The organism is Hymenobacter metallilatus (assembly GCF_003944705.1).
In the GTDB taxonomy this organism is placed as follows: domain Bacteria; phylum Bacteroidota; class Bacteroidia; order Cytophagales; family Hymenobacteraceae; genus Hymenobacter; species Hymenobacter metallilatus.
Genome location: NZ_RWIS01000001.1, coordinates 291,620 through 311,607 on the forward strand (window position 1 = coordinate 291,620; position 19,988 = coordinate 311,607).

A 19,988-nucleotide genomic window follows, 5' to 3' on the forward strand; every position below is an offset into this window, starting at 1 on the left:
AACAAATCATTTTCTCTTCGTTTTCACCGATTTAGCCGTTAAAATAAGTTGGACGTTGTCATTATCGGCGGGGGCTTGGGCGGGTTGTGTGCCGCCCTGGATTTGCGGCAGCGTGGCCACGCGGTGCTGGTGGTGGAGCGGCAGCAGTATCCGTTTCATCGGGTGTGCGGCGAGTACATATCCAACGAGGTGCTGCCCTACCTGCACCGGCTGGACGCGGCCCCCACTCCGCTCAACCCGGCCCGCATTACCCGGCTGCAGGTAAGCTCCCCGGCCGGGCGGCAGCTAGCGGCCTCCCTGCCGCTGGGCGGATTTGGCGTGAGCCGCTACGCATTGGATTATTTCCTGTACCAGCGGGCCGTGCAGGCCGGGGTGGAGGTGCGGCAGCAGGCCACCGTTACGCACGTAGCTTTCGATGCCGCCCGTGGGGAGCACACCGTAACGCTGGCCGATGGTGCCACTCTCCGGGCCCGGGTGGTGCTGGGGGCTTATGGCAAACGCAGTAGTCTGGACCGGCAGTTTGCCCGGCCGTTTTTCAGCCAACGCTCCCCTTACCTGGGCGTAAAGTACCACCTGCGCTACCCCAGTATGCCCCGCGACCTGATAGCGCTGCACAACTTTGCGGATGGCTACGCCGGTATTTCGGCCATTGAGGACGATAAGTACTGTTTCTGTTACCTCACCACCCGCCGCAACCTGAAAGCCCACGGCACCATTCCGCAGCTTGAGGCGCAGGTGCTGGCCCGTAACCCGCGGCTGCGGCACATTCTGGAAACGGCCGAGCAGCTGTACCCGAAGCCGGAAGTCATCAACGAAATTTCCTTCGCCCCCAAAACCTGCCTCGAAGACCACGTGCTGCTGTGCGGCGACGCCGCCGGCCTGATTACGCCTTTGTGCGGCAATGGCATGGCCATGGCCATCCACGGCGCCAGCCTGGCCGCCGAGCAGGTACATGGGTTTTTGCGGGGCCGCCTCACCCGTCCGGCCCTGGAGGCCACCTATACTGCCGACTGGCACCGCCACTTCGGGATCCGCCTGCGCACCGGGCGGGCCGTACAGCAGCTGTTTGGGCAACCCGTGCTGAGTGAGCTGGCAGTGAACGGCCTGCGCCTGTGGCCGGCGGCGGTGCGGCAGCTGGTGCGGCGCACCCACGGGCAGCCGTTTTAGCCGAGGAGTCCCGTCCGGCGCCCCAGGAAAAAATAGTCAGCAGCCAATCCCGAAAACCTGTAACCCGGGCATTGGCTTTTTTACGTAAACTGCCTCTGATGAGTAGTTACCTGTGTGCCATTGGCACAGCCAACCCGCCCCACCGTATCCCTCAATTGCAGATTGCCGATTTCATGGCCAGCGCCTTGGAGCTGGACGAAGCCGGTACGCGCCGGCTGCGGGCCTTGTACCGGGTATCGGGCATTGAGCAGCGCTATACCGTGCTGCCGGATTACGGCCGCTCCAACGGGCAGTTTGAGTTTTTTCCGAACTCACCGGGCCTGGAGCCCTTTCCGGGGGTAGGCCAGCGCATGGCCGCCTACCGCCGCTACGCCCTGCCGCTGTCGGTACAGGCTGTGCAGGACTGCCTGCGCCAACTGCCGGAAGTTGAGGTTGGCTCCATCACCCACCTGATTACGGTGAGCTGCACGGGCATGTACGCGCCGGGGCTGGATATTGAGCTGGTGGCCGCCCTGGGGCTGCCGGGCCACGTGCAGCGCACCTGCGTGAATTTTATGGGCTGCTACGCGGCCGTGAACGGCCTGAAACTAGCCCATGCCTTCTGCCAGGCCACGCCCACGGCGCGGGTGCTACTAGTGTGCACCGAGCTATGCACCCTGCACTTCCAGAAAAGCCACGAGGACGACCACCTGGTTTCCAACGCCCTGTTCGGCGACGGGGCTGCCGCCGTGCTGGTACAGGGTCAGCCAGCCGCTACGGGTCCGAGCCTGGCGCTTACGGCTTTCCACTGCGGCCTGGAGCCCGACGGGCACGCCGATATGGCCTGGCACATCAACAACTTCGGGTTTGAGATGACGCTGTCGTCGTATGTGCCGCGCATGATTCAGCAGGGAATCGGGCAGCTTACCCAGCGCCTGCTGGCCGATTTGCCGGTGCAGCTGACCGACATCCGGGCGTTTGCCATTCATCCGGGCGGGCGCAAAATCCTGGAGTCCATCGAGCAGGCGCTGGGCCTCACCGCCCACGACAACCGCTTCGCCTACCAAGTGCTGCGCAACTACGGCAACATGTCGTCGGCGACGGTGCTGTACGTGCTGCGGGACTTACTCCGCACGCTTACCCCCGCCGATGCTGATGCCCCGGTGCTCAGCTTCGCCTTCGGCCCCGGCCTTACCCTGGAAGCCATGCTGCTGACGGTAGTGTATGAGGGCAAGGTGGAAATTGTGCGGAATACGGAAGATGTGGAGAATGTACAGAACGTGGCGGTGCTTTCATCCTGAGCAGCACGCAGGACCTTGCCACGTTGAAACATCAACCAGACTAACGAGGCACTTCGTCCGCGGAGCATCTTCCTAAATGGGCGCCGGACGGAGAAGGACAGCACCGCCATATTCCGCATATTTTCCACATTACGCACATTAAGAGTTTCATGCCCGACTTTCGCGTCCGTGCTACTGAACCAGAGCTGATGGACGACCTGACGCTGGCCTCGGATGAGCTGCGGCAGAACCTCGACGAGCTGGAAACCATCAATACCTGGCTGGGTGGCTACGCGCCGGTGCTGGATGCCCTGGCCCGGCTGCAACCCCGGTTTCCGGAGGGCCGCCCCCTCCGCATAGCCGACCTGGGCAGCGGCGGCGGCGACACGCTGCGGCAGATTGCCCGATGGGCCCGCCGCCGGGGCGTGGCCGTGGAGCTGACCGGCGTTGATGCCAACGCTTTCATGCTGCAATACGCCGCCAGCAAAAGCCGGCAGCACCCGGAAATCCGCTTTCAGCAGGCCGATATTTTCTCGCCGGAGTTTCAGCGGCAGCCCTTCGATATTCTCACGGCCAGCTTGTTCTGCCATCATTTCCCGGACGAGCAGCTGGCACTCATGCTGGCCCAGTGGCACCGGCAGGCCGGGCTGGCCGTCATCGTGAACGATTTGCACCGCCACCCGCTGGCCTACTACAGCATCTGGGGGCTCACGCGGCTGCTGGGCGGCTCCCGGCTGGTTCGTCACGATGCGCCCTTGTCGGTGGCCCGGGCCTTCAACCGCCCCGACTGGCGGCGGCTGCTACACCATGCTGGCATCCGGACGTACCAGCTGCGCTGGCGCTGGGCCTTCCGGTGGCAGCTGATTGTTGATTGTTGATTGTTGATTGTGCTGTGATCCTGCGCGGCAGCCACGCGAAACCTCTTACTTTCAATCTGGCAAACTCGCCTTTCTATGGTTCCGCACGGCCTGGCTCGCTTCTTTCTGTTGTTGCTGGGCAATGGCTACCTGGGCAGCCTGTGCGCGCTGGATGCGGCTGAATACCAACATCAGTACCAGACTTACGGGCTGGTTGCCCAGGACGATTGGTGGGTGCTGGAGAATCTGACGCTGCAAGTGGGCCTGCGTATGGATTACCAGCGGCCGTATCCCCAGTACCTGGGTGAAGGTAGCCGGCGGGGGCGCGGCTTCTGGCTGCTGGGGGTGCTGGGCGAGAAAATCTTTGCCCCGCATTTTTCGGTGGTACTCAACGTGGAGAATTTCCTTGACGTGCGCCAGACCCGATTTGAGCCCGTGGTACTCGGGCCGCCCACTGCACCCACGTTCCGGCCGCTCTATGCTCCTCTGGATGGTATTGTAGGCAACGTGGCCCTGAAAATTACGCTCTGATGGCCCGGCTTTCCTACCTCACCCGCGCCGTCTGGCTTCTCTCGCTCATCAGCCTTTTTACTGATCTGGCCAGCGAAATGCTTTACCCCGTGATGCCGCTTTACCTGCAAAGTATCGGTTTCTCGGTGGTGTTTATTGGGCTGCTGGAAGGCGTGGCCGAAGCTGCGGCCGGCCTGAGCAAGGGCTACTTCGGGCAGTGGAGCGACCGGCTGGGCCGGCGTGTGCCCTTTGTGCAGTGGGGCTACGGCCTGAGCACACTCAGCAAGCCACTGCTGGCGGTGCTGGCCACTCCGGCCGGGGTGCTGCTGGCCCGCACCCTGGACCGCCTGGGCAAAGGCCTGCGCACCGGAGCCCGGGACGCGCTGCTCTCGGACGAAACAACACCGGAAAATAAGGGCAAGGTGTTTGGCTTCCACCGCTCAGTAGACACGCTCGGGGCGGTGCTTGGCCCCATGGCCGCCTTGCTTTGGCTCGGGGCTCATCCGGGCCAGTTTAGGGCTTTGTTTCTGTGGGCCTTTGTACCGGGGGCGCTGGCGGTGGCCGTTGCCTTGCTGCTGCAGGAGCGGCCTGCTCCCGCTTCGTCCCGGCCGGTGCGGCCGTTCTGGGCCTCTTTTGGCTATTGGCGCGTAGCTCCACCTGCCTACCGGCGAGTAGTGGGGGCGCTGCTGGTGTTTGCCCTCTTCAACAGCTCCGATGCCTTTTTGCTACTGCTGGCCCGGCAGCGGGGCGTATCCGAAACGGGCGTTATCGGGCTCTATATTCTCTACAATGCCGTGTACGTACTCAGCGCCTGGCCCCTGGGGCACCTGGCTGACCGGCTGGGCCCACGCCGGCTGCTGGTGGGGGGGCTACTGCTGTTTGCGGCCGTGTACGGTGGCGTAGCCCTGGCTCATTCCGGATGGACCTTTGTGGTACTGTTCGGCCTCTACGGCCTCTATGCGGCCAGTACTGAGGGGGTAGCCAAAGCCTGGGTAAGCAACCTGTGCGCCAAGTCGGATACCGGCGCGGCCCTGGGCACCTTCGGGGGCCTTGGGAGTTTGGCCGCCCTGGGAGCCAGCGTGGGCGCTGGCGCACTGTGGCAGGTGGCTGGGCCCGGCTGGACGTTTGGCATTGCGGCAGGGGTGGCCCTGAGCGTAGCCGTATTCCTGGCCCGAAGCCGCCCGTTGTAATCCATACCTAAATACCAGCAAAGAATAAATCCAGGCCTCCTCCTGGCAGCCCCCTACCACTCTGTGGTGAAATGGTGAGGTGGTGAGGTGGTGAGGTGGTGAGTTTGACGTTCTATCCGCGCAGTCGGCGCGAGTGGCGCAAGCGGCACGTTAAACTCACCATTTCCCCACCTCACCCCCTCACCCCCACAAATCGGCAGCTACGCGGAAGGTGGCGGTGTGGGCGTTTACGATGTCGGCGAGGCGGGGGGAGTAGCCGCCGCCCATGCACACCACCACCGGCAGGCGGTGCTGGTGGCAGAGGCCCAGCACGTAAGCGTCGCGCTGGCGGCAGCCTTCGGGGCTCAGGCTCAGGTGGCCCAGCTTGTCGGTGGCCAGCACATCTACTCCGCTCAGGTAAAACACGAAATCGGGCTGGTGCTCGGCCAGCAGCCGGGGCAGGGTGTCGCGCAGCAGCCGGAGGTAGGTGGTATCGTCGGTGCCGTCGGGCAGGGGCAGGTCCAGGTCGGAGGTTTCCTTGCGGTGGGGGTAGTTGCGGGCCCCGTGCATACTGAACGTAAATACCCGGGGCTCGTGCTGGAAAATAGCGGCGGTGCCGTTGCCCTGGTGCACATCCAGGTCCACTATCAGCACCCGGCGCACGCCCAGCGCGGGGTGGGCCAGCAGGTAGGCCGCCGCCGCGGCCTGGTCGTTGAGCAGGCAAAACCCTTCGCCCCGGTTCCGGAAAGCGTGGTGGGTGCCCCCGGCAATGTTCAGGGCCACGCCGCCAGTCAGGGCCCGGCGGGCGCACTCCAGGGTGCCACCCAGAATGGTGGTTTCGCGCACAATCAGCTCGGGGCTCCACGGAAAGCCAGTGGCCCGCTCCTCGGCGCGGGTAAGCTGCCCGGTTTGCAGGCGGTGGTAGTAGTCGGCCTCATGCACCCGCAGGATATCCGCGGGCGGGGGCGGAGCGGGCCGGAAAAAGGCGCTTTCTTCCACAATACCCTCCCGCAGCAGCTGCTCGGGCAGCAGCTCATACTTGAGCATGGGGAAGCGGTGGGCGGTGGGGAGCGGGTGGGCGTACAAGGGTGCCCAGGCAATGGCAAGCATACCGCGCAAACCTACGCAGGCAGAGCCGGATAGCAGAAGCCGGACACAAAAATAACCGCCGGTCGGGGGCGGTTATCTTCGGATTCGGATGGTTTTGTTGGTGGGGCGTATCGGGCTCGAACCGATGACCCCTACCTTGTCGAGGTAGTGCTCTGAACCAACTGAGCTAACACCCCGGACAAAACCTACTGGCGGCGGCCGTAAGGGGCCAAAGGTAACCGTTCGGTGGGCAATATGCTTGTGGCAGCCGTATAAGATTATGACCTTCCCCGGGTGGGGGCTGTAACCTTCTGCGCGTGGGGTAGTATAGCGGCATACGCTGGCTGGTGGGCTATTCCCCGGCTGCCCTTTCCTACACCTGAACCACCGTTACCATCCCATGAAACACATTGCACTCCTGCTGGCTGGCTGCGCCCTGAGCGCTACGGCCCTGGCCCAGACGAATGGCCCCAGCGGCACGCCCTCCTCGGCCGATTACGGTACCGGCACTACCGACTCCCGCAACAATGGCTTCGGTATCAAAGGTGGCTTTACGGCCTCCAACTTCCGCGGCGACGACAAGAAGAACTACGGCAACGAGGCCATCTACAACACATTCCACGCCGGGGTGTACGCCCAGTTTGGCTTCAACGACAAGTTTTCCCTTCAGCCGGAAGTACTCTATAGCCGCCAGGGCTTTAAGGCCAGCAACCCCGCCAACACCTCCCAAACCGGCACTTATACCACCCGCCTCGACTACGTGCAGGTGCCGGTACTACTGGTGTACAACTTCCTCGATAACGTGAGCTTGCACGTGGGCCCGCAGGTTTCCTTGCTCACCAAGGTAAAGGAGGGCAGCAAGGAGCGGAAAATTGCCGACGAGAACAATACCTACGGCTATAGCTACAGCAGCCTCGACTATGGCCTGGCCGCAGGCGTAGAGGCCCGGGTAGGTCCCGCCCGCGTGGGTGGCCGCTACACTGCCGGCTTCGCCGACATCATCAAGGACCCCGCTAATACGGCGGCCCAATCCATCGACAATATCAAGAACGGGATGTTCCAGGTGTACATTGGCCTGGGCATTGCCAACTAACTGGCCCCGTATTGGTTCTTGCACAAGAAGGAGGCTCCCCGGGGCTTCCTTTTTTTGTAGCCGACAGCATTCCTCCGTATATCTGGTATGACGACGCCCGAGCTGGACCTGATTAACCATGCCCGCGAGCTGCTGGCCGAGCGGGGTATGGCCATACTCGGCGCCTGGGCCCTGCTGAACCTGGTGGTCAGCGGCTACTACGTGGCCCGCACCGATACCCGCACCGTAGCCCACCACTTTCACCTGATGAACGTGAGCTGGAACGTGGTAAATGCCCTGCTGGCCGTTTGGGGAATACTGCGGGCTAACCCACAGCACGTAGCGGGCCTGAGCCTGGCCGAAAGCAACGCCGCTCAACTGCACTTCGAGCACCTTCTGCTACTCAACGCGGGCCTCGACCTCCTGTATATGGGGGTAGGCTACTGGCTCCGGACCCGGGCCCCCAAGGCTGCCCGCCCCGAGCGCCTGGAGGGTTTCGGCCGCTCCGTGCTGCTGCAAGGCGCTTTCCTGGCACTCTTTGATACCGGCTTCTATCTGGTGTACCACCAGTACGCAGCCCAGTTGCAGAGCCTGCCCCAGTAGCCGCAAAAAAAACCGCCCCGTCGGCAACAGCAGGCCGACGGGGTGGTTTTGCCAAAGGTAGCCCGCAGGCTCCCCGGACTTATTTTTTACCTACCAAGGCTTCTTTGATTTTCTCGTTGAAGTTGGGAATGTCCTGGGGGTTGCGGCTGGTAATGAGGTTACCGTCGACTACCACCGTCTGGTCGATCCAGCGGCCCCCGGCGTTTTTCACGTCGGTTTGCAAGCTGGGCCAACTAGTGAGCTGCTTGCCGCGCACCACATCAGCCTCAATAAGAGTCCAGGGACCGTGGCAGATGGCGGCTACCGGCTTGCCGGAACGCACAAACTCGCCAATGAAGCTTACTACTTCGGATTCGGTGCGGAGCACATCGGGGTTCATCTGGCCGCCGGGCAGCACCAGGGCATCGTAGTCGGCCACTTTCACGTCGCCAATTACTTTATCCACGTCTACTTTGTCGCCCCAGTCTTTCTCATCCCAACCCTTAATAGAGCCGCTTTTTAGAGAAATTACGTGGGTTTCGGCGCCTTCGCCTTCCAGGTACTTCTTGGGTTTTTCCAGCTCCGACTGCTCGAAGCCGTCGGTGGCTACAATGGCTATTTTCTTGCCTTTCAGGTCGTTGCTACCAAAAATGCTCATACGTCCGGGTGGTTGAGTGAAGAAGGATGGATGCTAAAAAGCCGGAAGCGCGCGTGCGTTTCCGGCTTTTCTTTAACGGACGGGCCGCCCCACGGTTGGAGCAGGATTTTGGCCTTGTGCCGATGCTAGTCCTGCTCGTGCCGCTCCCGCTTCAGCTCCTTGCGCAGGCGCTTCACCCGCTCATCAAAGCCGTCGGGGTCGTAGCTGACCTCCTCCACATCCAACTGCTCCAGCATGTCCATCAGCTCGTCGGAGTGCTCGGTGCGGGTGCCGCCCGGTACTTTCACAAAAGCCATTTCCGACCACAGCACGGCTTTCAGCCGCAGGCCATCCTCGCTGAGCATCAGCATTTCTACTACCAGGTTGGAGTTGTCGAAGTGGATGAGCTGCGTCCGGATGAGGACCTGCTCGGCGTGGTTGGCCGGCCGCAGGTACGCTATGCAGTGCTTAGTAATCACCCAGGCCGCCTTCGACTCGCGCGCCAGCTCGCCCAGGTTCAGCGCGTAGTGCCGGATGGTGTGCTCCTCACGGGCATTGAGGAAGTAGTCAAGGTAGCGGGCATTATTAAGGTGGCCCAGCATATCACAATCCTGAAACCGGATGCGGTGCAGGGTTTCGGGGGTTTTTACCAGTTGAGAAGCCATAACGGTCGGCGGAGGTGGAACGGGCGCAAAGGTGCGGATTTGTTGCCGGTTGGCGGGGCGTCAGGCCTTTGTGGGCTCGGGGTGGGGCAAGTCGAAGGAATTCACCAGAATCTGGTGGGGCCGGGGCTTGCGGGCGGGGGCCGGCTTATCGAACACCACCAGCATCTCCCGCTCACTAAGCAAGGCCATACCCTCGGCCCGGTCGAGGTGGGGCAGGTGCGGTACGTCCAGCAGGCGCTCCAGCTGGTCGGCCGGCGTGAGGCTGTCGTGGGCCTGAAACAAGCCATTGCGCCAGCGGTACACGGCAATGGTGCCGTCCAGGTCCATGGTGGGGCCGGCCAGAATCAGCAAATCGGTGCCCTGCTGCCGGATTTCCCGGATGCCCATGCCCCGCAAATCCAGGAAGTGCTTTTTGTAGAGTGGATGGCGGCCGCCCTCCATCTGCCCCAGCCGAAGCCGCCCTTTGCGGTGGTGCTCGGGCCGGATTTCCAGCACAATAGCCCAGCCGTGCAGCACCGGCCCCCGCAACCCCAGAAACAAACGCCCATCTGCCGCGGCGGCCAACCCTTCAATGTCCAGGCCGTTGTCCTTGGCGGGCACGCGCAAGGCCGGGCTCAGGTGCTCATCCTGGGCCAGTACTTCCAGCAATTCGTTACTGCCCGGCTTGCGGCCGCGCAGCTGCGCGGCCCGCAGCTTCTGGCCAGCCGCCGTCGGGTGCGGGGCCGACTTATGCAGCTCATAGTCGCCCGAGTCGGGGTTGAGCACCAGCGGAATCCGGGCCAGCAGGTTGCGGTTGGGAGCCACCTCCACCTTGGCCAGCCGCTTGATTTGCTTGGCCACGTTCGGGTCTTCGGGCTTGGCGTTTCTGCGCTTGATGCTGTGGGAGCCAATCACCCAGAGGTAGTTTTCCGCCTCGCCCATGCCCTCCAGGTCCACTTCCTCCGTCACCTTATCCGGCAACTCTATCAGGTCGGCCAGGGCGTACTGGCAATGCTGGCCGAAAGTGCGGGGACCAGTGCGGCGCAGCCGCTCCAGGGTGGTGGCCTCGTCGCAGCAGAGCCAGAGGTTTTCACCGGTCAGCACGGCCGCCGACAAGCCGTCGCGCACGTCGTCGCCCTGGGAATTGCGGCTGAGTTTGGGGTTGAAGCGCAGCGTATAGGAAGCAGAGGCCATAAACCGGGGAAAAGGTGTAGGCTACAAACGGCCCCGGGAGCGGGAGGTTTGCGGCCCGCCCAAATTACCGGCCGCCGCAATTGCGCCGCACCTGCTCCAGCTGCCGCACCAGGCTCTGCACCACGGCCTCATCGGTGGTGTGGAGCGGCAGCTCAAACGTGGTGGTGTTGGAGCTGTCTTTTTCCTTTCGCGCCCGCTCAATTTTCAGCTCGTAGTATTTCTCGCCGGTTTTTTCGCGGGTGGCGGGGGCATAGGTCAGCGCCGTTACCTGGTTCCAGTCGGAGCCCAGCTTCAGCTCAAACTCCACCTTGTCATTGGATTTCACGGCCCACTCGCCCCCGTTCTTCTCGTGGCTGACCTGAATGGAAGTGGCCCCCTCAGCGGGCCGGGTGCGGTACTTGCGGATTATCTGAGTGAAATGACAATCCGAAAGCACTACCCGCACCTCCGTTTCCGGTTCCTTTGGGTCGCGCATCAGCTGGTTGAGCCGCTGGGCCAGCCCTGCCGAGGAAGAAGAGGTCTGGGCCCAACTAACGGCCGGCAGACTGAGTAACAACGCCAGTACACAGGTTTTCATGGTACATCTGAAAAGTAAAGCCCACAAGTCCCACCGTCTTTCGGCGGGCCTTGTGGGTTCAGATGGTACTCATGCTGAAAGGGTTGCCTGCTGTGCATTGCCGGACTGAAAAGCCTACCAGCCAGCACCTGTACCTCGGCTATTGCGCCCGACGGGCCTGCATCTGGGCTTGCACCTGGCGCTGCTTGGCTTTGAGCTGCTGATATTGTGCCGGCGTCAGAATACTTTTCAGTTCCTGGTCGGAGGCGGCATTGATGCGCTTGAGTTCGGCCAGCAGGGCGGAGCGGTTGCTGCCCAGCCGCTGCTTGGCGCTGTTAGCCTGCTCGGTAGTGTTGGTGAATACGGCCCGCACTTTACCGCGCTGGTCACTGGTCAAGTTCAGCTCCTCCGTCAGCACATCGGTCAGGTCGCGGGCGGCAGTGGGGGCCACTACCGGGGCCGGAGTGGTTGTAGCAGTAGCTGTGGGGCTTTTGTCTTTGGTGCGACGGGCGCAGCCGGCCAGCAGGCTGGCAGCCAGCAGCACGGCTAGCGGGAGGCGAAGTGAGAACATACAACAAGGAGAAAGGCGTGTTGCTGATGCCTACGCGAAAACCCAGCCGACGGGTACATTTTTCCCTCCCAGCCTCTATTGCGCCACTAAGGCCACGTGTTTCCGGGCAGGCAGGCTCGCTTTCAGATGCTGGGCCGTATGGTGCGCCAAGGCCATAATGGTGAGCATGGGGTTCACGCCGCTGCAGGCCGGAAACGCCGAGCCGTCGGCCACGTACAGGTTGCGCACCTCGTACAGCTCGCCGGTGGGGCTGGTGGGGTGCGTGGCCGCGTCGCCGCCCATGCGGCAGGAGCTCATCTGGTGGGCGCTGTACAAACCAAACTGGTTGGCCTTCCAGCTCAGGTACGGTAGGCTGTTGAGCACTTCCGGGTTGAGGGCCCGGCCGTTTTCGGCGCGCAGCAGCGGCAGCGTACCGTGGGGCAGCAGCACCGTGTGGGCCCCGGCCGCCACATGAATGTTGGCCGCCGCCTGCACGCCCTGCAACAGGTGGTTGCGGTCAAAGTCGCTGAGGGTGTAGTCGATGAGGGGGGCGCCGTGGCGGTCCACCGTTACGCTGCCCCCGTCCCGGTCCCGGGTCAGCACGATGAAGGAGCCCAGGTGCGCGGCCTGCCGCATCAGCTCCTTATGCTGCTGCCCCGAGCGCCAGGGCAGCACCATGCTCATCAGGCCGGGGTGGGCAGGCGGCGTTTCCAGCTTCGCGCCGAAGTTAGTGCCATCCAGCATCGTAAAGCCATCATTCACCACCGACATCATCGGCCCGTGCCAGGGGTCCATGCGCTGCGGGTACAGCCCCGATACCACCACCGTGGGGTGCAGGTGCAGGTGGCGGCCCAGGTGCGGGTGCCGCACCCCGCTGCGCAGCAGCAGGGCCGGCGTTTGCACCGCCCCTCCGGCCACCACCACCCGGCGGGCCCGCACCGTCAAGCGTAGCGGCCGGCCTTCGGGGGTGGTGTACACGGCTTCGGCCCCGGTGGCCTGGCCCTGGGCCAGGGTGATGCGCTCCACCTGCGCGTTGCACACAATGCGGGCGCCGTGCTCGAAAGCCGTTTGCAGGTAGGTGTTCAATGTACCCTGCTTGATGCCGTACCGGTCGCCGAAGCAGCTGTAGCCCAGGCCCTGAAAGTGCTGCTCCGAGCTGCCCTGGTGCCGCTCATTGCGCGGAATTAGCTTCACTTCCTGGCCCAGCCGCTGCGAGCCATCCAGCAGAGCCTGGTTTTGGCCGTTGTGGCGGGTGTACTCAATGTTCACGCTCAGCACCCGGCTCACGGCATCCAGACTCTCGCGGAAGGAGGCCGCCACGAAGTGCGGGGCCTGGTGCTCCCGGGCCCATTCCTGAAGCACGTAATCGGGGGTGCGGAAGGAGCCGGCCCAGTTGATGGTGGTGCCGCCGCCCAGGCAGGAGCCCGCCAGCAGCCCAATGCCGCCGTCCTGGGTGCTGAGGGTGCCGCGGGCGTCGTAGAGGGCGCCCAGCATGTCTACCTCCCGCTGGGTGAAGTCGGGGCCGTGGAAGTAGGGGCCTTTCTCCAGCACCAGCACCTCGTAGCCGGCAGCAGCCAGCTCGCCGGCTACCACTCCTCCCCCGGCCCCGCTGCCAATCACCAGCACGTCACAGTCGTAGCGGGTGCCGTCCTGGGTGGGTTGCAGCAGCTGAATGGGGCGGGTAGCGGCCACGGACTCATCCACGGCCTGGGGGCCCGGGTAGCCGATGTGCTCCCACACAAACTGCCCCTGCTCGGGCGTGGAGCCTCCGTAGTACAGAAACATGCAGAGCTTGCGCAGGGCCTGCACGCCTTTGCGCAGCTGGGGCAGATTGGAAGCCGCCCAGCTTTGCAGCATTTTTTCGCGCTGCTCGGGCTCCAGCCGGCCAAACGGCCGCAGCGGCCCAAACCACGTCATGCCCAGTGCCGCCGAATCCAGCAGCTTCAGCAGCTGCAAAAATTCCCGCTGCGCCCCGGCGGGTTGGGCCGCAATGGCCGCCGCCAGCTTGTCCAGGTCGATGCCCTCCGAGCCACGCCGGGCCCAGTAGGCGGCATCGGTGGAACCGGCCGGAGCGGGCAGGCTGGGAATAAAGGTGTCGGCGAGGGCGCGCAGGGTAGCACGTTGCGCTTCGGTAAACTGCATGACGGGCGGGAAAACAGAAAAACGAACGGAAACAGCACCGGCCCGAAGTCCGGCCCTAAAAGTTCGTCATTTTCCCCGAATTACTCGTCATGCATACGAAAGAGTAGCTGAGTAGCGGAGTAACTGAGTAACTGAGTAATCGTTCTGTTTCTATTGGAAACTGTTTAGGAAGTCGTCTGACAGAACCAATCAGAACGTCATGCTGAGCGAAGCCGGAGGCGGAGTCGAAGCATCTCTACCGTTTCGTTGCAATGCCATTGATTAGCCAGCGGTAGAGATGCTTCGACTGCGCTCCGCTTCGCTCAGCATGACAGAAACGACGTTTTCGCCAACCCCACAACACGCTATTAATCAGCCACTCACTTACTCAGCTACTCCTTTAGAGCCATTTTACCAGCCAGTTGATTAGTTTCTTGACCTGGGGCGTGTAGGGCGGGTAGATGGGCTTGAGGCCGGTGCGGCCCACGCGCTGCCTGAGCACCGATTTTTCGTTGCTGAACGCCAGGAAGCCCGCGTGGCCGTGGGCCCGGCCCAGGCCGCTGTTGCCGAAGCCCCCGAACGGCAGGTCGGGGTGGCCCAGGTGCAGGATGGTTTCGTTGACGCAGGCCCCGCCGGCCGGAATGTGCTGCAACAGGTAGTGCTGGTTTTCCTGGCTCTGGGTGAATACGTACAGGGCCAGCGGCCGGGGGCGGGCGTTTACCTCATCCACGGCCTGCATAAGCGTGCGAAACGTGCGAATGGGCAGCAGGGGCCCGAATATTTCCTCCTGCATCAGGCGGCTTTCCGGGGCCACGTCCAGCAGCACTGTTGGCTCCACAAACCGGTGGGCGGCATCGGTGGTGCCGCCCACGGCCACTGTGGCGCCCTGCTCCCGGGCCTCCGCCAGCAGCCCCGCCAGGCGTTGGAAGTGGCCGTCATTCACAATGCGCGCAAACGAGCTGGAAGCGGCTACGGGCTGCCCGTCGGGCGAGTAGAACCGGCCAATCACCTGCTGGATTTCCTCCACCAGCTGGTCGCGCACCTGCTCGTGCACCAGCACGTAGTCGGGGGCCACGCAGGTCTGGCCGGCGTTGATGCCCTTGCCCCACACGATTTTCTCAGCGGCGTCGCGCAGGTCGGCGGTATCGTCTACCACGGCCGGACTCTTGCCGCCCAGCTCCAGCGTTACGCTGGTGAGGTGCTCGGCGGCGGCGCGCATCACCACCTTGCCCACCTGCGGGCTACCCGTAAAGAAAATATGGTCGAAGTGCAGCCGGAGCAGCGCCGTAGCCACCTCCTTGTCGCCTTCCACCACGGTTACCTCGGCGGGGTCGAAGATTTCGCGGCACATGCGGCTCAGGAGGGCGGCCACGGTGGGCGTCATCTCCGAGGGCTTGATGATGACGCAGTTGCCAGCGGCCAGGGCCGAAATCAGCGGGTCGATGGCCAGGTAGAAGGGGTAGTTCCAGGGCGCAATAATCAGGCACACGCCCTTGGGCTCGGCCTGCACCCAACCCCGCGTACCCACCAACGCCAGCGGAGTACCCACCTTGCGCGGGGCGGCCCACTGCCGGAGGTTGCGCAGCGTATGCTTCAGCTCTGTTTGCGACGACCAGATTTCGGTGACGTCGGTTTCGGCGGCGGGCTTGCGGAAATCGGCGTACAGGGCCTGCTGAATGGCCGCCCGGTTGTCGGTAATCCAGGCGCCCAGCTTGCGCAGGCGGGCGGCCCGGCCTTCGGTGCCTTCGTGGCGCAGGGCTTCGGCCCGGCCCTGCTGGCGGGCAAACAGCGCCGTGAGGGCGTGAGAAGCGGGGGCGGCAGGCGAAGAGACAGGGCTGAGCATGGGCAAACGAAGGGCGAAATGGAGAGATTAGCGGATAAAAAGTACATAACACCCGCCGAGTTCCAACGGCATAACGCCATCTTTGCGGACTTGTTTGGGCAATTACGCGCGTGCTCGCCCGAAACCAGCCGCTTACTTTCCCCCATGCACCACGTTTGTCATCGTTTGCAGGAGCTGCTGAGCCTGCTCAACGAAGAGTTGCCCACGCTCACGCCGGAGGAGCTGACGATACCCCCGGCCCCCGGCAGATGGTCGCGGCAGGAAATTCTTGGGCACCTCATCGATTCGGCCGCCAACAACCACCGGCGGTTTGTGCTGGCCCTGACCCAGCCCGCGCCTTTGCTGATTGTGGCCTACAACCAGGACGACTGGGTGCGCTGCGCCGACTACCAGCACACGCCCGCCACCGACCTGCTGGCGCTCTGGACCACGTATAACCGCCAGCTCATCCGGCTGATTTCCCGGATTCCGGCGGAAGCATACCAGCTGCCCTGCGAGTTCGAAAATGGCTATTCCGTTACCCTGGGCTGGCTTATCGACGATTACGCCGTGCACCTGGAGCACCACGTGCAGCAGATTCTGGACCGTACCCCGCGCTAGCTCAGGCACTTTTTCGGGAGGGCGCGGCGTTAGGGGGGCTTGTTTGCCTGATACGTGCCTGATGCGAGTTTCTGTTTTTCCCGGCCCGGTGCGGCTGGTAGTTGTTTGTTGGCTGATTTTCCTGGTTTTTTCGCTGCTGCCGCGTGGGCAGGCAGCTCCGCTTCCGGCCCTGCCGCCGCTGCGGGTACGCCCCGTTGCCCCCGATGTGTTTGTGCCCACCATGCACTACCGGGTACCCGGTAGCGCCGCCACGCTGGTAGCCAACGGCCTGTTGGTACAAACCAGTAAAGGGCTGATGCTGATTGATGGGGCCTGGAGCGCCGACCAAACAGCCCAATTGCTGCGCTGGGCTGCCGACAGCCTGCACCAACGGGTGCGGCTGGTGGTGCTCACGCAGGCGGGCACTGCTACCCCCGAGGCGCTGGAAGTGCTGCGCCAGCACAACGCCCGGATTTACAGCAGCAGGCCCACGGCCCGGCGCTGGCATTCCACTTATCCGCGGTCCGCCCCGCCCACTGCCGCCCTCAAGCCCTATACCCTAATTCGGGCGGGCCGTACGCGGCTGGAACTGTTTTTTCCGGGGGCCGGATTTGCGTCCGATAATGTGGTGGCCTGGCTGCCCCGGCGCAAAATGCTGTACGGGGGCGAGCTGGTACGGGAGCAAGCGGCCACGTCGTTGGGCAGTTTTGAAACCGCTACGCTTAAGCAATGGCCCGCCAGCCTGCGCACCCTGGCTACGCGCTACCGCCGTGCCCGGGTAGTGGTGCCGGCTCACGGCTCCATTGGCAACCTTGCCCTGCTTGTACACACGCAAAAGCTCGTGCGGGAGGCAGCTCGCCGCAAGCCAACAACGGCCCTCGGCCACCGGCCGTAGCCTGCATTCTGCTGGTTGCGTTGGGCGGAAAGGCACGAAACCGTAGCTTGCGGCTACTCTTCCTTCACCCTTTCCCCAGTAGTTCAGTATGCTCAACCGGCGCACCTATTTTATCCGGGAACACGCGGGCGTGTTCAAGCTCAAAGACACCTACGACATTCTGGACCCCGAAACCCAGGAGCAGATTGGCTATGCCACGGAGGCAACGCCCACCTGGGCCGTGTGGCTGCGGCTGTTGCTCAAAAAACATATGCTCCCGGTTACCATTGCCATACGGGAGCAGCCGGAGGCGGCCCCCGTGCTGCGGATTGAGCGGGGCTGGACGTTTCTGCGCTCCAAGGTGCACATTGTGGATGCCCGGGACCAGCGGATTGGCTACTTCAAGAGCAAGCTGTTTACCCTGAACGGGGGCTTCTACGTGTTCAACAACCAGGACGAGCAGATTGCCGAGGTGAAAGGCAGCTGGAAAAGCTGGGACTTCCAGTTTGTGGCGGCTTCGGGGCAGGAAATCGGGGTAGTCACCAAGAAATGGTCGGGGCTGGGCCAGCAGCTGTTTACCACCGCCGACAACTACCTCATTTCCATCAACGACATGGGCGAGCAGCAGGCGGCTTCCAGTGCGCTGCTGCTGGCCGCCGGGCTGGCTATTGATACCGTCTTTCATGAGCGGCAATAGTAGCGGCACCAGATCATAGCCCCATTCACGCCGCCGCAACTACTATTCGGGGGTGCGTGAGTGGGGTTATGACCCGGCCCGCCGCCGGTGCCGCCGCTGGTAGCAGCGCACCAGCATGGGCGCCCGTCGGCTGCCAGTCCAGTCGTGGTCGGTGGTAGGAGTCTCGGCCTCCGAAAGCCACTCCAGCGCCGCGGCTACTTCGGTAAAGTACTGGATTTCGTAGGGTAGCGTCTGGTGCATGGAGGCCAGGAGCAGCCCCTCTACCACCATCCGGTTATACACATCCAAGGGTAGCAGTACTGCCAGCCGCTGAATTCCGGAGTTGCGCAGGCGGGGCAGCCACCCGGTTTGCAGCCATACCTGCACTTCCTGCACAAGCGGAGGCAGGGCCTGCAGGTTCAGCAGAAGCTGCCGGGCCTGGTACCGGCGGATAGCCACCAGCAGCGTTTCCAGAATGGGCAGCAGTTGCTGAGCATTGCTCCGCTCCCGCCGCCATAGCCGCAGCATCCGCAGGTGCTGGTTGTAACGCAAAATCAGACGGGGCAGGGCGGCAGGAGGCATGGGTGCGCGGGTATGGCACGGGATACACTCCGTACACCTTAAGATACGAGCTTGCCAGTGGCTCCCGATTTCCTGTGTGTACCCGCCGGCCCGTGTTTACGACCAACCCCGGCCAGTGGTCCGTCAACCCGCCCATATTCTCTGCCAAGCACCGGGCTCCGCGCAGTAGCAGCTTAGCGTTTCTTCTGCTTTTTAAGGTAGGCCTGGGCTTCGTTGTACGCTTCTGATTTACGCTCAGCTTTCTGCTGCACCTCCTTATAGTAACGAATAGCATCGGCCGGCATTTTTTGCTTATCCGAAATACGGGCCAGATTGAGCAGAGCATAGAGGTAGAAGCCCTGCTTGGTATCGTTGGTGCTTTCGGCAAACACCACGCAGCGCTGATAGTATTCCCGGGCCTTGTCCAGGTCCTTGTACTGGTTTTGCATCAGGCTGCCCAGAAAAAACGTGGCGTAGCGCCCACTAATGCCCTCGTAGCCTGGCAGGCCCCGGTTTATTTTGTCCAGAATATCCCGGCTCACCCGCTCACACTCACGCAGGTCGCCTACCTGGTAGCTCATCAGGGCATAAAAGCGCTGCAGGTAGCCGTTGTCGGGGTATTGGGTGGCCATGGCCTGGGCCAGGGGCAGGGCCTCGGCAGGCTTGTTTTCCTGGTTCTGCAGAATCTTCATCAGGAACACTTTAGCCTCCGGAGCCGTGTAGAAGCCGTTGGCCGCCACTCCACGCAGCTGGCTTAGGCCCAGCTGCTTGTTGCCCTTCGGAAAGAACAGCAGCACCGGTTTCAGCAGCGGATAATTTTCCGAAATCCAGGGGGCGTAGTAGTTGATCAGGGCCTGTCCGAACAGGAATTCGGGGCTGAGGCCGTTAGCCTCCCGGCTTTTCTCCAGGTAGTCGAGGGCGTGCTTACTGGCAAAAGTGGCCTTACTCCAGTTGTGCCGCTCGGCGTTCAGGCGGGCCGCAAACCCGTAGGCCGCCGACAGGAAAAAGCAGGCTTCATAGTTTTTCTTATCGGCTTTGTACAGCGCCTCACCTTTGGTCACGGCCGTGTCCATGTAGGCCAGAAACACCTTGTCGTACTGCTCGTTGGTGATGTTGCTGGGCATGATTTTCCACCACGTGGTCAGGCCCAGCAGGAAGTAGGGCATGGGGTGGTTGGGGTAGCGGCGGCGCAGGCTCCGGAACTGCCGCTCGGCCTTATCGTGCTTGAAGTTGTAGATGTTGTACACCGCCCCTTCCAGCTCCGTTTGAATATCCTTGTCCAACAGCAGCCAGCCCGAAATATCGACGGCAGCCGGGGCTACATCCACGTTGGATAACTCAATCTGCCGGGCCGCACGGGCCGTATCGGGCTGCTGGGCCTGCGCCTGGAGGGCAAGCATCATCAGACAGCCACATAAAAAAAGACGCATACAGTACAGCTTGGGACCCCTAGTATAGAGGAAATGGGCGGGAGACGCGACGTATCATACGTACCAAAACAAAAAAAAGAGGCTGAAGCTCCCACAGCCTCAACCTCTTTTGCGTTTACTACGTGCTAAAAGCACCCAGGAAACGGCCAGCGGCTAAAATTCCCACCCAAAGCCGCTGGATGTCTGTTCCGAAAAACGGCCTAGCGGCCGCCGTCGGGCTGGCGGGTAAGCCAGCTGTATGCGTTGTATTGGCCGGGCGTAAAAATGCGGGCCAGCGTTTGTTGATACGTTTGCTCGGCTTGCAGAGCCGCAGGGCTCGGCAGCAGACGGCCCTCGGTGGCCGTAGCTACCAGGCCGGGCTGCTCCGGGGTTTCGCCCAGGGCGGCCAGCTGCTGAAAATACTGCCGGGTGCTCCGCTGCACGGCTTTTTGCTGCTGCCTGGAGAGCTGCAGCGAGGTAGCCAGGTAGCGGGCCAGCCGCGTGCTACGCACTTCTACCGATTCGGGCAAAGCCGAGGCCGGGCGGGCCTGGGCAAAGTGCGAACCTACTACCAGCAAAGCCAACATGGTCAGGGCCAGCAGGTAAGTATGGAGCGTTTTCATTTGAGCAGTGTGTTTC

General features: G+C 62.7%; 21 protein-coding genes and 1 tRNA gene. 10 read left to right on the forward strand and 12 right to left on the reverse strand.

Annotated features, from left to right (window positions below; all coding sequences use genetic code 11):
- Nucleotides 1-48: 48 nt before the first annotated feature.
- The 5 genes from EI290_RS01105 to EI290_RS01125 all read left to right on the forward strand — a co-directional run bounded on the left by EI290_RS01105 (nt 49) and on the right by EI290_RS01125 (nt 4,983).
- Nucleotides 49-1,167: an NAD(P)/FAD-dependent oxidoreductase gene (locus EI290_RS01105; protein ID WP_125425776.1), complete on the forward strand. Its 1,119-nt coding sequence runs from the start codon at nt 49-51 to the stop codon at nt 1,165-1,167.
- A gap of 98 nt (nt 1,168-1,265) precedes the next feature.
- Entirely contained in the window at nt 1,266-2,447 is a 1,182-nt protein-coding gene (locus EI290_RS01110; RefSeq protein WP_185816788.1) for a type III polyketide synthase, read from the forward strand.
- A gap of 149 nt (nt 2,448-2,596) precedes the next feature.
- Entirely contained in the window at nt 2,597-3,304 is a 708-nt protein-coding gene (locus EI290_RS01115) for a methyltransferase domain-containing protein (protein WP_125425778.1), read from the forward strand.
- Nucleotides 3,305-3,379: 75 nt separating this feature from the next.
- Nucleotides 3,380-3,814 carry a TonB-dependent receptor gene (locus EI290_RS01120; protein WP_125425780.1) on the forward strand — a complete coding sequence of 145 codons (435 nt, stop codon included), beginning with the start codon at nt 3,380-3,382 and terminating at the stop codon, nt 3,812-3,814.
- A complete protein-coding gene (locus tag EI290_RS01125) occupies nt 3,814-4,983 on the forward strand; it encodes an MFS transporter (protein WP_125425782.1) in 1,170 nt (389 codons plus the stop codon). Before EI290_RS01120 ends, EI290_RS01125 begins: the two co-directional genes overlap by 1 nt.
- Nucleotides 4,984-5,163: 180 nt before the next feature.
- Here the strand turns inward: EI290_RS01125 and EI290_RS01130 are convergent, their stop codons facing one another.
- Together EI290_RS01130 and EI290_RS01135 are read right to left on the reverse strand one after the other, a co-directional pair.
- Nucleotides 5,164-6,072 (reverse strand): histone deacetylase family protein, encoded by a 909-nt coding sequence (locus tag EI290_RS01130; protein WP_125425784.1) that lies wholly within the window; start codon nt 6,070-6,072, stop codon nt 5,164-5,166.
- 98 nt (nt 6,073-6,170) lie between these two features.
- Nucleotides 6,171-6,248, reverse strand: a tRNA-Val gene (locus tag EI290_RS01135).
- 203 nt (nt 6,249-6,451) lie between these two features.
- On the opposite strand from EI290_RS01135, the gene EI290_RS01140 reads away from it, so the two are divergent.
- Nucleotides 6,452-7,144, forward strand: coding sequence for a porin family protein (locus EI290_RS01140; protein WP_125425786.1), 693 nt, complete (start codon nt 6,452-6,454; stop codon nt 7,142-7,144).
- Between the two features lie 87 nt (nt 7,145-7,231).
- A complete protein-coding gene (locus EI290_RS01145; protein WP_125425788.1) occupies nt 7,232-7,726 on the forward strand; it encodes a DUF6992 family protein in 495 nt (164 codons plus the stop codon).
- A 79-nt stretch (nt 7,727-7,805) separates the two neighbouring features.
- On the opposite strand, the gene EI290_RS01150 is transcribed toward EI290_RS01145, so the two are convergent.
- From EI290_RS01150 to EI290_RS01180, 7 genes are all read right to left on the reverse strand, one after another.
- Nucleotides 7,806-8,363, reverse strand: a complete 558-nt coding sequence (locus EI290_RS01150; protein WP_125425790.1) for a type 1 glutamine amidotransferase domain-containing protein — start codon at nt 8,361-8,363, stop codon at nt 7,806-7,808.
- A gap of 125 nt (nt 8,364-8,488) precedes the next feature.
- Nucleotides 8,489-9,007 (reverse strand): acyl-CoA thioesterase, encoded by a 519-nt coding sequence (locus EI290_RS01155; protein ID WP_125425792.1) that lies wholly within the window; start codon nt 9,005-9,007, stop codon nt 8,489-8,491.
- Between the two features lie 60 nt (nt 9,008-9,067).
- Nucleotides 9,068-10,180, reverse strand: coding sequence for a DUF3616 domain-containing protein (locus EI290_RS01160; protein WP_125425794.1), 1,113 nt, complete (start codon nt 10,178-10,180; stop codon nt 9,068-9,070).
- A gap of 64 nt (nt 10,181-10,244) precedes the next feature.
- Nucleotides 10,245-10,757, reverse strand: coding sequence for a hypothetical protein (locus EI290_RS01165; RefSeq protein WP_125425796.1), 513 nt, complete (start codon nt 10,755-10,757; stop codon nt 10,245-10,247).
- A 139-nt stretch (nt 10,758-10,896) separates the two neighbouring features.
- Nucleotides 10,897-11,307 carry a hypothetical protein gene (locus EI290_RS01170; RefSeq protein WP_125425798.1) on the reverse strand — a complete coding sequence of 137 codons (411 nt, stop codon included), beginning with the start codon at nt 11,305-11,307 and terminating at the stop codon, nt 10,897-10,899.
- A 75-nt stretch (nt 11,308-11,382) separates the two neighbouring features.
- Nucleotides 11,383-13,428 (reverse strand): FAD-dependent oxidoreductase, encoded by a 2,046-nt coding sequence (locus EI290_RS01175; RefSeq protein ID WP_125425800.1) that lies wholly within the window; start codon nt 13,426-13,428, stop codon nt 11,383-11,385.
- A gap of 379 nt (nt 13,429-13,807) precedes the next feature.
- Entirely contained in the window at nt 13,808-15,250 is a 1,443-nt protein-coding gene (locus EI290_RS01180; protein WP_125425802.1) for an aldehyde dehydrogenase family protein, read from the reverse strand.
- A 144-nt stretch (nt 15,251-15,394) separates the two neighbouring features.
- On the opposite strand from EI290_RS01180, the gene EI290_RS01185 reads away from it, so the two are divergent.
- From EI290_RS01185 to EI290_RS01195, 3 genes are all read left to right on the forward strand, one after another.
- Nucleotides 15,395-15,850, forward strand: a complete 456-nt coding sequence (locus EI290_RS01185; protein ID WP_185816789.1) for a DinB family protein — start codon at nt 15,395-15,397, stop codon at nt 15,848-15,850.
- Between the two features lie 61 nt (nt 15,851-15,911).
- The gene (locus tag EI290_RS01190) at nt 15,912-16,724 is read left to right on the forward strand and encodes an MBL fold metallo-hydrolase (RefSeq protein WP_125425806.1); all 813 of its coding nucleotides are present in this window, start codon (nt 15,912-15,914) and stop codon (nt 16,722-16,724) included.
- Between the two features lie 88 nt (nt 16,725-16,812).
- Nucleotides 16,813-17,400, forward strand: a complete 588-nt coding sequence (locus EI290_RS01195) for a phospholipid scramblase-related protein (RefSeq protein ID WP_125425808.1) — start codon at nt 16,813-16,815, stop codon at nt 17,398-17,400.
- Between the two features lie 66 nt (nt 17,401-17,466).
- On the opposite strand, the gene EI290_RS01200 is transcribed toward EI290_RS01195, so the two are convergent.
- From EI290_RS01200 to EI290_RS01210, 3 genes are all read right to left on the reverse strand, one after another.
- Nucleotides 17,467-17,961, reverse strand: a complete 495-nt coding sequence (locus EI290_RS01200) for a hypothetical protein (protein WP_125425810.1) — start codon at nt 17,959-17,961, stop codon at nt 17,467-17,469.
- 173 nt (nt 17,962-18,134) lie between these two features.
- Entirely contained in the window at nt 18,135-19,343 is a 1,209-nt protein-coding gene (locus tag EI290_RS01205; RefSeq protein WP_246008813.1) for a tetratricopeptide repeat protein, read from the reverse strand.
- A gap of 227 nt (nt 19,344-19,570) precedes the next feature.
- A complete protein-coding gene (locus EI290_RS01210; RefSeq protein ID WP_125425814.1) occupies nt 19,571-19,972 on the reverse strand; it encodes a hypothetical protein in 402 nt (133 codons plus the stop codon).
- Nucleotides 19,973-19,988: the final 16 nt, after the last annotated feature.

Coding starts and splice junctions, on each gene's coding strand:
- EI290_RS01210 (WP_125425814.1), bottom strand. CDS start 19,972: ATGAAAACGCTCCATACTTACCTGCTGGCCCTGACCATGTTGGCTTTG.
- EI290_RS01195 (WP_125425808.1), top strand. CDS start 16,813: ATGCTCAACCGGCGCACCTATTTTATCCGGGAACACGCGGGCGTGTTC.
- EI290_RS01130 (WP_125425784.1), bottom strand. CDS start 6,072: ATGCTTGCCATTGCCTGGGCACCCTTGTACGCCCACCCGCTCCCCACC.
- EI290_RS01175 (WP_125425800.1), bottom strand. CDS start 13,428: ATGCAGTTTACCGAAGCGCAACGTGCTACCCTGCGCGCCCTCGCCGAC.
- EI290_RS01180 (WP_125425802.1), bottom strand. CDS start 15,250: ATGCTCAGCCCTGTCTCTTCGCCTGCCGCCCCCGCTTCTCACGCCCTC.
- EI290_RS01160 (WP_125425794.1), bottom strand. CDS start 10,180: ATGGCCTCTGCTTCCTATACGCTGCGCTTCAACCCCAAACTCAGCCGC.
- EI290_RS01140 (WP_125425786.1), top strand. CDS start 6,452: ATGAAACACATTGCACTCCTGCTGGCTGGCTGCGCCCTGAGCGCTACG.
- EI290_RS01110 (WP_185816788.1), top strand. CDS start 1,266: ATGAGTAGTTACCTGTGTGCCATTGGCACAGCCAACCCGCCCCACCGT.
- EI290_RS01115 (WP_125425778.1), top strand. CDS start 2,597: ATGCCCGACTTTCGCGTCCGTGCTACTGAACCAGAGCTGATGGACGAC.
- EI290_RS01125 (WP_125425782.1), top strand. CDS start 3,814: ATGGCCCGGCTTTCCTACCTCACCCGCGCCGTCTGGCTTCTCTCGCTC.
- EI290_RS01170 (WP_125425798.1), bottom strand. CDS start 11,307: ATGTTCTCACTTCGCCTCCCGCTAGCCGTGCTGCTGGCTGCCAGCCTG.
- EI290_RS01150 (WP_125425790.1), bottom strand. CDS start 8,363: ATGAGCATTTTTGGTAGCAACGACCTGAAAGGCAAGAAAATAGCCATT.
- EI290_RS01200 (WP_125425810.1), bottom strand. CDS start 17,961: ATGCCTCCTGCCGCCCTGCCCCGTCTGATTTTGCGTTACAACCAGCAC.
- EI290_RS01120 (WP_125425780.1), top strand. CDS start 3,380: ATGGTTCCGCACGGCCTGGCTCGCTTCTTTCTGTTGTTGCTGGGCAAT.
- EI290_RS01145 (WP_125425788.1), top strand. CDS start 7,232: ATGACGACGCCCGAGCTGGACCTGATTAACCATGCCCGCGAGCTGCTG.
- EI290_RS01185 (WP_185816789.1), top strand. CDS start 15,395: ATGCACCACGTTTGTCATCGTTTGCAGGAGCTGCTGAGCCTGCTCAAC.
- EI290_RS01155 (WP_125425792.1), bottom strand. CDS start 9,007: ATGGCTTCTCAACTGGTAAAAACCCCCGAAACCCTGCACCGCATCCGG.
- EI290_RS01205 (WP_246008813.1), bottom strand. CDS start 19,343: ATGATGCTTGCCCTCCAGGCGCAGGCCCAGCAGCCCGATACGGCCCGT.
- EI290_RS01190 (WP_125425806.1), top strand. CDS start 15,912: ATGCGAGTTTCTGTTTTTCCCGGCCCGGTGCGGCTGGTAGTTGTTTGT.
- EI290_RS01165 (WP_125425796.1), bottom strand. CDS start 10,757: ATGAAAACCTGTGTACTGGCGTTGTTACTCAGTCTGCCGGCCGTTAGT.